The following is a 9274-nucleotide window of genomic DNA, read 5'->3' as shown; positions in this document are numbered from 1 at the left end:
GCTTCGACAGGGTTATGGGTCAGTGCTTGAACATCACATGGCGAACGGTGGTGTAGTCCTCCAGGCCATACATGGACATGTCCTTGCCATAGCCAGACAGTTTCTGACCGCCGTGAGGCATTTCGCTGACCAGCATGAAGTGGGTGTTCACCCAGGTGCAGCCGTACTGCAGGCGCGCCGCCAGGCGGTGGGCGCGGCCGACATCGGCGGTCCACACCGAGGACGCCAGGCCGTAGTCCGAATCATTGGCCCAGCCCAATACCTGGGCCTCGTCATTAAACTTGGTCACTGACACCACCGGCCCGAACACCTCGCGGCGCACGATCTCGTCGTCCTGCTGCGCGTCGGCCAATACCGTCGGCTCAAAGAAGAACCCGTTGCCTTCCACCGCCTTGCCACCCGTGATCAGGCGAATGTGGGATTGCGCCACGGCACGCTCCACAAACCCGGCCACGCGGTCGCGATGCTGGGCGGTAATCAGCGGGCCCAGCTCGGTGGCCGGGTCATCCTGCAAACCGTATTTGATACTGGCGACCGCCGCGCCGAGCTTCTCGACGAACGCATCGTAGATATCGGCCTGTGCATAAATCCGGCACGCCGCCGTGCAATCCTGGCCCGCGTTGTAGAAACCGAAGGTGCGAATGCCTTCCACGGCCGCGTCGATATCGGCGTCGTTGAAGATGATCACCGGCGCCTTGCCGCCCAGTTCCATGTGCATGCGTTTGACGCTGTCGGCAGTGCTGGAAATGATGTTGGCGCCGGTGGCAATCGAGCCCGTCAGCGACACCATGCGCACCTTCGGGTGATTCACCAGCGGGCTGCCCACGCTTGGCCCACGGCCAAACACCAGGTTGAGCACACCGGCCGGGAAAATCTCAGCGGCCAGCTCCACCAGACGCAACGCGGTCAGCGGGGTTTGTTCCGACGGCTTGAGCACCACGGTATTACCGGCGGCCAGGGCCGGGGCGATTTTCCAGGCGACCATCATCAGCGGGTAGTTCCACGGCGCGATGGAGGCGATCACGCCCACCGGGTCACGGCGGATCATCGAGGTGTGGCCCGGCAGGTATTCACCGCCGGCCGAGCCGCTCATGCAGCGGCTGGCACCGGCGAAGAAGCGGAATACATCGGCCACCGCCGGGATCTCGTCGTTCAGCGCGGCGCTGTAGGGTTTGCCGCAGTTGTCCGATTCCAGCTTGGCCAGTTCTGCGCCGTGGGCCTCGATGGCGTCGGCGAGTTTGAGCAACAGCAGCGAGCGGTCTTTCGGCGGCGTCTGAGACCAGCCTTCAAAGGCGCTGTCGGCGGCGCGTACGGCGGCGTCGACCTGGGCTTCGCTGGCTTCCTTGATCTCCACCAGCACCCGGCCCAACGCCGGGTTGAACACCGGCTGCGCCGGGCCTTCGCCTTCGACCAGATGGCCGTTGATCAGCAGTTTGGTTTGCATGGTTCAGTCCTCTTAAAGCTGCATCGTTTCCCCTGCCGAAACCGGTTCAAGTGTGGGAGCGGGCTTGCTCGCGAATGCGATCGTTCAGTTGATACATCAGGTGACTGATCCACCGCTTTCGCGAGCAAGCCCGCTCCCACATTTGAATCTCATTCCTTCAGGGGCAATGTGTTGTCAGTTATTTACCGCCACTACCGGCCACGCTTTCGCCGCCGCGGGTCAGGTAATAGGCGCCCAGGATCGGGAACATCGTCACGATCATCACCAGCATCGCCACCACGTTGGTCACCGGCACATCCCGTGGCCGGCTTAACTGGTTGAGCAGCCACAGCGGCAAGGTGCGTTCGTGGCCGGCGGTGAACGTGGTGACGATGATTTCGTCGAACGACAGCGCAAACGCCAGCATGCCGCCGGCCAGCAACGCCGAGCCGAGGTTGGGCATGATGATGTAGCGGAAGGTCTGCCAGCCGTCGGCGCCGAGGTCCATCGAGGCTTCGATCAGGCTGTGGGAAGTGCGGCGCAAACGGGCGATCACGTTGTTGTAGACGATCACCACGCAGAAGGTCGCGTGGCCGACGATGATGGTGAACATCCCCGGCTCAATCCCCAGCGTCTTGAAGGTCGCGAGCAACGCGATACCGGTGATGATCCCGGGCAGCGCAATCGGCAGGATCAGCATCAGCGAGATGCCCTGCTTGCCGAAGAACTCCCGGCGATACAGCGCCGCCGACGCCAGGGTGCCGAGCACCATGGCAATCAGCGTGGCGATGGCCGCGATTTGCAGCGACAGCTTGATGGCTTCCAGCACGTCCGGCCGCGAGAAGGCCACGCTGAACCACTTCAGGGTGAAGCCCTGGGGCGGAAAGCTGAACGCCGCCTCTTCGGTGTTGAAGGCGTAGAGGAAGATGATCAGGATCGGGAAGTGCAGGAAAACCAACCCGCCCCAGGCCGCGATTTTTAAGCTCGGTGAGGCTTTTTCAGAGTGCATCGAAGGCCCCCAGACGTTTGACGATGGACAGGTAAACTGCGATCAGCACGATCGGCACCAGGGTGAACGCTGCGGCCATGGGCATATTGCCGATGGCGCCTTGCTGGGCGTACACCATGCCGCCCACGAAGTAACCCGGCGGGCCCACCAGTTGCGGCACGATGAAGTCGCCCAGGGTCAGGGAGAACGTGAAGATCGAACCTGCTGCAATCCCCGGCACCGACAGCGGCAGAATCACTTGCATGAAAGTCTGGCGCGGCTTGGCGCCGAGGTCTGCCGAGGCTTGCAGCAAGGAGGGCGGCAAACGCTCCAGCGAGGCCTGGATCGGCAAAATCATGAACGGCAGCCAGATGTACACAAACACCATGAACCGCCCCAGGTGCGAGGTGCTCAAGGTGCTGCCACCCACACCGGGAATGCCCATGATGAATTGCAACGCCGGCTCCAGGCCCAGGTGCTGCACGAACCACTGCGCCACGCCGCCCTTGGCCAGCAGCAAGGTCCAGGCGTAGGCCTTGACGATGTAGCTGGCCCACATCGGCATCATCACGGCGATGTAGAAAAACGCCTTGGTCTTGCCCGTGGTGTAGCGCGCCATGTAATAGGCGATGGGGAAGGCGACGATGGCGCTGGCGATGGACACCACAATCGCCATGCTCAAGGTACGCACGATGATGTCGAAGTTCGACGGCTGGAACAGCGCGGCGAAGTTGGCCAGGGTCAGGTCCGGGGTGACCGCCATGGTGAAGTCGTCAAACGTGTAGAACCCTTGCCACAGCAAGGTCAGCAACGACCCCAGGTAGATCGCGCCGAACCAGATCAGCGGCGGCACCAGCAGCAGCGACAGGTACAGGTTGGGCTTCTTGTACAGCAGGTTGGAAAACCTGCGCATCGGGGGTTGGGACAGGGCCAGGCTCATGTCACACCTCGCCTGCGATGTCGGTCAGCGGGGTCATGGCTTCCCGCGCCCAGCGTGCGGTAATGGCCTGGCCGACTTGATGCCCGGCGGTGGTGTCCAGCCACTGGTTGTTGGCCTGGCTGATGTTCAGGGCCTGGCCATTGTCCAGTTTCAGTTCATAGCGGGTGGCGCTGCCCTGGTACTGGATGTCATGCAGCAGGCCGCTGACTTCCACTTCACCGCTGCCCAGCGGGCCTTCGGCGAACCGCACGTGTTCCGGGCGGATCGAGAAGGGCTGCGGGTTACCGCTCAAGCGTTGTGCCAGCTCGCCGCGAATCACGTTGGAGGTGCCGACGAACTCGGCGACGAAGGTGGTGGCGGGCTTCATGTACAGGTTGCGCGGGGTGTCGACCTGCTCGATGCGGCCTTTGTTGAACACGGCCACACGGTCAGACATCGACAGTGCTTCGGTCTGGTCGTGGGTCACGAAAATGAAGGTGATGCCGAGCTGGCGTTGCAGCTTCTTCAGCTCGCTTTGCATCTGTTCGCGCAGCTTCAGGTCGAGGGCGCCCAAGGGCTCATCGAGCAGCAGCACACGAGGGCGATTGACCAGTGCGCGCGCCAGGGCCACGCGTTGACGCTGGCCGCCAGAGAGTTGCACCGGCTTGCGGTCGCCGTAGCCGCCGAGGGCAACCATGCCCAGGGCTTCTTCGGCACGGTTGAGGCGCTCGGTCTTGCCCACGCCTTTGACTTTCAGGCCGTAGGCCACGTTGTCCCGCACGTTCATGTGGGGGAACAGCGCGTAATCCTGGAACACCGTGTTCACGTCGCGCTGATAGGGCGGCAAGCCGGCGGCTTCTTCGCCGTGGATACGGATGGAGCCGGCACTGGGTTGTTCGAAACCGGCGATCAGGCGCAGGCACGTGGTTTTGCCCGAACCGGAAGGGCCGAGCATGGAAAAGAACTCGCCGTCCTGGATATCGATGGAAACCCGGTCAACGGCTTTCACTTCGCCGAACTGACGGGAAACGTGGGTGAATTGGACTGCAAGCGTCATGGTGCGGTGCTCCAAAAAGGTACGGGTCGTCGCAGCGGCCCGGCCTGGACTTCTGAAAAAATTAACGCGGTGTAGAGGGCGACCCAGTCGAAAGGTGGGAGCTCTTCTGTGGGAGCCGGGCTTGCCCGCGATGCAGGCACCTCGGTCTTTCAGCTAGACCGAGGTGCTGCTATCGCAGGCAAGCCAGCTCCCACACAAGCCCTTCCACATGGGGCCGGTGTCGCCTGGGAGGCCTTAGCGGCCGCCCATGATCGCGATGTAATCCTGGGTCCAGCGGCTGTACGGCACGAACTTGCCGCCTTCAGCCTGTGGGGTTTTCCAGAAGGCGATCTTCTCGAACTGGTCGAAACCGTTGGTCTTGCAACCCTCGGCGCCCAGCAGTTCGCTTTCCTTGCACGCGGCGGGCACCGCCGGCAGCGAGCCGAACCACGAGGCCACGTCACCCTGGACCTTCGGCTGCAGCGACCAGTCCATCCACTTGTAGGCACAGTTCGGGTGCTTGGCGTCGGCGTGCAGCATGGTGGTATCTGCCCAGCCGGTGGCGCCTTCCTTCGGAATGGTCGAGGCAATCGGCTGCTTCTCGTTCACCAGGCCGTTGACCTGATACGGCCACGCGCTGGAGGCCACCACGCCTTCGTTCTTGAAGTCACTCATTTGCACGGTGGTGTCATGCCAGTAGCGGTGGATCAGCGGTTGCTGGGCGCGCAACAGGTCGAGCACGGCCTTGTACTGGGTTTCGGTCAGCTCGTACGGGCTCTGGATGCCCAGTTCCGGCTGGGTGGCCTTGAGGTACAGCGCCGCGTCGGCGATGTAGATCGGGCCGTCATAGGCCTGCACGCGGCCTTTGTTCGGCTTGCCGTCGGGGAGGTTCTGCGCTTCAAACACCACGTTCCAGCTGGTGGGGGCGGTCTTGAACACGTTGGTGTTGTACATCAACACGTTCGGGCCCCACTGGTACGGTGTGCCGTACGTCTGCTGGCCGACCACGTACCACGGTGCATCCTTGAGGCGTGGGTCGATGTTCTTCCAGTTGGGAATCAGCGAGGTATTGATCGGCTGCACGCGCTTGCCGCCGATCAGCCGCAGCGAGGCATCGCCCGACGCGGTGACCAGGTCGTAGCCGCCCTTGGCCATCAAACTCACCATCTCATCGGAGGTGGCGGCGGTCTTGACGTTGACCTTGCAGCCGGTCTCTTTCTCGAAACCGGTGACCCAGTCGTAGTTCTTGTCGCTTTCGCCACGTTCGATATAGCCGGGCCAGGCGACGATATCCAACTGGCCTTCACCGGCACCCACCGCCTTGAGCGGTTCGGCGGCCTGGATGCTGACACTGGCCAGCAGCGCGGTGGTCAGGGCACTGAGCAGTGCGGTCTTGTGCGCAGACATGGGGGTTCCCTCTTCTTTAATTATGGTCGGGGCAGTTTTTGCAGCAGGTGGTGCATGAGCGTAGTTGTTGTTTTAAAGGTGCTGGCCGTGGCGCGCCATGATGTGTCGCACCACGCTGTAGTCCTGTAGCGAATCGCTGGACAGATCTTTCCCATACCCCGAGCGCTTCAAGCCGCCGTGGGGCATTTCGCTGACCAGCATGAAATGGCTGTTGATCCAGGTGCAGCCGTATTGCAGGCGCGACGCCACCTGCATCGCCTTGTCCAGGTTCTGGGTCCACACGGAAGAGGCCAGGCCGTATTCCGAGTCGTTGGCCCAGTCCACTGCCTGCTCCAGCTCGTCGAAGCGGGTCACGGTGACCACCGGGCCGAACACTTCGCGCTGCACGATTTCATCATTCTGTTTACAACCGGCCAGCAGCGTTGGCTGATAGAAGAACCCGGCGCCGGAATGCACGGCGGCGCCGGTGATGCGTTCGATATGCGGCTGGCCGAGGGCACGCTCGACAAAGCTGGCCACGCGGTCGCGCTGGCGCGTGCTGATCAGCGGGCCGAGTTCATTGTCGGCATCGCGCTTGCCGGCAAACCGCAGGCTGCTGACGGCGGCGCCGAGGTCGGCCACCAGCTTGTCGTGAATCCCCGCCTGGGCGTAGATGCGGCACGCAGCGGTGCAGTCCTGGCCGGCGTTGTAATAACCGTAGGCGCGCACGCCTTCGACCACGGCTTGCAGGTCGGCATCGTTGCACACGATCACCGGGGCCTTGCCGCCCAATTCCAGGTGGGTGCGCTTGAGTGTCTTGGACGCGGCCTGGAGGATTTTCTGCCCGGTGACGATATCGCCGGTCAACGACACCATGCGCACCTTCGGGTGGCTGACCAAATGGCTGCCGACGCCTTCGCCGCCGCCACACAGAATGTTGATCACCCCGCGTGGCAACAATTGGTTGAGGGCTGGCGCGAGGGCCAGGATCGACAGCGGGGTATGTTCGGAGGGCTTGAACACCAGGGTATTGCCGGCGGCCAGGGCCGGGGCGATTTTCCAGGCGGCCATCATCAGCGGGTAGTTCCATGGCGCAATCGAGGCGACCACGCCGATCGGATCGCGGCGCACCATGCTGGTGTAGCCCGGCAGGTATTCACCGCTCAGTTGCCCGGTCTGGCAACGCACGGCGCCGGCGAAGAAGCGAAACACATCGACGGTGGCGCTCAAATCGTCCTGGCGCGCCAGGTGCAACGGCTTGCCACAATTCAGGGATTCGAGGCGGGCGAGGTAGTCGGCTTGTTTCTCGATGGCATCGGCGATGCCCAGGAGAATGTTCGAACGCTGCTGGGGCGTGGTCCGCGACCAACCGGCAAAGGCGCGGTGAGCGGCGAGAATCGCGGTTTCAACCTGCTCGGTACTGGCTTCGGCGATATGGGTGAGGATCTCACCGGTGGCCGGGTTGATGATCGGCTCGACAAAGCCTTCGCCTGCGACCAGTTCGCCGTCGATCAGCAACGCAGTGAGCAGCGGTGTGGGCGCGCCAGACATTTTTCGCGATCTCTTTTCTTGTGTGGTCATGGCTGTTCTCGTGCGAGGCGCCTGACCTTCTCTTAGGGGATGAGCAGAGACTAGAGGTCAGGCGCACGGTCAACAAATACTAAATACTGAAAGCAGCATTCGATTAAATAGATGGCTTGCGCGGGTGAGGCTGTTCGCGGGCTACCGTCAGGAACGGGTCCACCAGCGCCGGGCGTGCCGTGCCCCGGCGCCAGGCCAGGCCCACGTCGAGGGTCTGGCTGAGGTCGGCAATCGGCCGGGCCTCGATGATGTCGCCTTCCAGGGACCAGGGGCGGTAAGTCATGTCCGGCTGGATCGACACACCGAGGCCGGCGGCGACCAGGCTTCGCACGGCTTCCGTCGACGCGGTGCGCAGCGTGACCCGGGGTTGTAGTCCGGCGCCGGTCCACATGCGTTGGGCGTTGTGGCCCATTTCATCGACGTTGAGTTGAATCAGCGGCTCTCGGGCGACGTCCGCCAAGTTGATGCTGTCGTGTTCCAGCAACGGGTGCTGGGCCGGCAGCCACAGACGGTGGGGCGAGTGGGTCAGCACTTCGGTTTGCAAGGCGTGGCGGTCTTCGAGGTTGGAGAGGATCAGCACGCCGACATCGATTTCACCGCTGACCAGCAAGTGCTCGATGTAGGGGCGTTCGTCTTCCATCACGCGGATTTCCACGTTGGGGTAGGCGCGCTGGAAGCGGGTGAGCAAGTCTGCCAGGTAATAGCCGGCCACCAGGCTGGTCACGCCGATGATCAATTGCCCGGCTACCTGGTCGGTACTCTGTTGCAGGCTGCGCTTGGCGTTGTCGACGGTGGCGAGAATCAAGTGTGCCTGGCGCAGGAACTGATGGCCCTGGTGGGTCAGGGTCATGCCCTTGGCGTGGCGGTTGAACAGGTTGACGCCGATTTCCTGTTCCAGCTGCTGGATCGCCAGGGTCAGGGTGGACTGGGAGATGAAGGCGGTCTGGGCGGCGGCGGAGATCGAGCCGGTCTCGGCCACGGCGATGAAGTGACGGATCTGACGCAAGGTCATCATGCTGGAATTACCAGTGGGGTGTTTTTATAGATTTGTTCGAGTGTATATCGTTTTAATTGAGGGGTAGGCGCGTTACATCTGGAAGCACTCTATATCGGGGCTTTTTGGCACTTAGTTTTACGCTGGGGGCCTTATGGGTCCTGTGAACCTGAGTTTCTGGAGGCTGTGAATGAATACCCGTGGATTGCTCGATCAACTGCTCAAATCCGGCCAGGACATGCTGCAAAACAAGGCGGGTGGGCAGCGTAAAGGTGAGGACAAAGGTGCCCTCGGTGGCCTGCTCGGCAGCGGCGGGCTGGGTAGCTTGCTCGGTGGTGCGGGTGGCGGAGCCCTTGCAGCCGGCGCCATGGGGCTGTTGCTGGGTAACAAGAAAGCCCGCCAGTTTGGGGGTAAGGCCCTGACCTACGGTGGGCTGGCGGCGTTGGGTGTGATTGCCTACAAGGCTTATGGCAATTGGCAGGCGCAGCAGGCCAGTGCGCCCCAGGGTGAGCCGCAGACGATTGACCGATTGCCGGCGGCGCAGGTTGAGTTGCATAGCCAGGGGATTCTCAAGGCGCTGGTGGCGGCGGCCAAGGCGGATGGGCATGTGGATGAGCGTGAGCGGGCGTTGATCGAAGGGGAGTTTGTGAAGCTGGATAATGATCAGGAATTGCAGCGCTGGCTGCATTCGGAGCTGAACAAACCGCTGGACCCGGCGGATGTGGCGCGGGCGGCCAGTACGCCGGAGATGGCGGCTGAGATGTACATCGCGAGTGTGATGTTGGTGGACGAGGAGAACTTCATGGAGAAGGCCTATCTTGATGAGTTGGCGCGGCAGCTTAAGTTGGAGCCGGGGTTGAAGGTTGAGCTGGAGAAGCAGGTGCGGCAGGCTGTGATTGGCTGATCGATTGAGTACATATCCGGTGTTTAGGTAACGGCCGCCTATG

General features: G+C 62.4%; 8 protein-coding genes. 1 reads left to right on the top strand and 7 read right to left on the bottom strand.

Annotated elements, in window-relative coordinates; translation table 11 throughout:
- Positions 1–19: 19 nt before the first annotated feature.
- From HX855_RS12335 to HX855_RS12305, 7 genes are all read right to left on the bottom strand, one after another.
- Positions 20–1444: a gamma-aminobutyraldehyde dehydrogenase gene (locus HX855_RS12335; RefSeq protein WP_177083607.1), complete on the bottom strand. Its 1425-nt coding sequence runs from the start codon at positions 1442–1444 to the stop codon at positions 20–22.
- Positions 1445–1622: 178 nt separating this feature from the next.
- A complete protein-coding gene (locus HX855_RS12330) occupies positions 1623–2432 on the bottom strand; it encodes an ABC transporter permease (protein ID WP_177083608.1) in 810 nt (269 codons plus the stop codon).
- Positions 2422–3351, bottom strand: a complete 930-nt coding sequence (locus HX855_RS12325) for an ABC transporter permease (RefSeq protein WP_177083609.1) — start codon at positions 3349–3351, stop codon at positions 2422–2424. The genes HX855_RS12330 and HX855_RS12325 overlap by 11 nt, the downstream gene beginning before the upstream one ends.
- A 1-nt stretch (position 3352) precedes the next feature.
- A complete protein-coding gene (locus HX855_RS12320; protein WP_177083610.1) occupies positions 3353–4387 on the bottom strand; it encodes an ABC transporter ATP-binding protein in 1035 nt (344 codons plus the stop codon).
- Between the two features lie 234 nt (positions 4388–4621).
- Complete coding sequence (gene ydcS, locus HX855_RS12315) at positions 4622–5773, bottom strand: putative ABC transporter substrate-binding protein YdcS (protein ID WP_177083611.1); 1152 nt, start codon at positions 5771–5773, stop codon at positions 4622–4624.
- A 72-nt stretch (positions 5774–5845) separates the two neighbouring features.
- On the bottom strand, positions 5846–7303 hold the full coding sequence (locus HX855_RS12310; protein ID WP_177083612.1) for a gamma-aminobutyraldehyde dehydrogenase: 1458 nt from the start codon (positions 7301–7303) through the stop codon (positions 5846–5848).
- Positions 7304–7436: 133 nt separating this feature from the next.
- Positions 7437–8348, bottom strand: a complete 912-nt coding sequence (locus HX855_RS12305) for a LysR family transcriptional regulator (RefSeq protein ID WP_003209548.1) — start codon at positions 8346–8348, stop codon at positions 7437–7439.
- Between the two features lie 169 nt (positions 8349–8517).
- Here HX855_RS12305 and HX855_RS12300 point away from each other — a divergent pair, with 169 nt between their 5' ends.
- Complete coding sequence (locus HX855_RS12300) at positions 8518–9231, top strand: tellurite resistance TerB family protein (RefSeq protein WP_177083614.1); 714 nt, start codon at positions 8518–8520, stop codon at positions 9229–9231.
- Positions 9232–9274 lie beyond the last annotated feature (43 nt).

It is taken from the genome of Pseudomonas sp. IPO3778, from assembly GCF_013386825.1.
In the GTDB taxonomy this organism is placed as follows: Bacteria; Pseudomonadota; Gammaproteobacteria; order Pseudomonadales; family Pseudomonadaceae; genus Aquipseudomonas.
This window is presented reverse-complemented; position numbering and strand designations above follow the sequence as displayed.

Bases quoted from the DNA above. Each gene is read 5' to 3' on its own strand.
- HX855_RS12320 (WP_177083610.1), bottom strand. From the start codon at position 4,387: ATGACGCTTGCAGTCCAATTCACCCACGTTTCCCGTCAGTTCGGCGAA.
- HX855_RS12330 (WP_177083608.1), bottom strand. From the start codon at position 2,432: ATGCACTCTGAAAAAGCCTCACCGAGCTTAAAAATCGCGGCCTGGGGC.
- HX855_RS12325 (WP_177083609.1), bottom strand. From the start codon at position 3,351: ATGAGCCTGGCCCTGTCCCAACCCCCGATGCGCAGGTTTTCCAACCTG.
- HX855_RS12300 (WP_177083614.1), top strand. From the start codon at position 8,518: ATGAATACCCGTGGATTGCTCGATCAACTGCTCAAATCCGGCCAGGAC.
- HX855_RS12335 (WP_177083607.1), bottom strand. From the start codon at position 1,444: ATGCAAACCAAACTGCTGATCAACGGCCATCTGGTCGAAGGCGAAGGC.
- HX855_RS12305 (WP_003209548.1), bottom strand. From the start codon at position 8,348: ATGATGACCTTGCGTCAGATCCGTCACTTCATCGCCGTGGCCGAGACC.
- HX855_RS12310 (WP_177083612.1), bottom strand. From the start codon at position 7,303: ATGTCTGGCGCGCCCACACCGCTGCTCACTGCGTTGCTGATCGACGGC.
- ydcS (WP_177083611.1), bottom strand. From the start codon at position 5,773: ATGTCTGCGCACAAGACCGCACTGCTCAGTGCCCTGACCACCGCGCTG.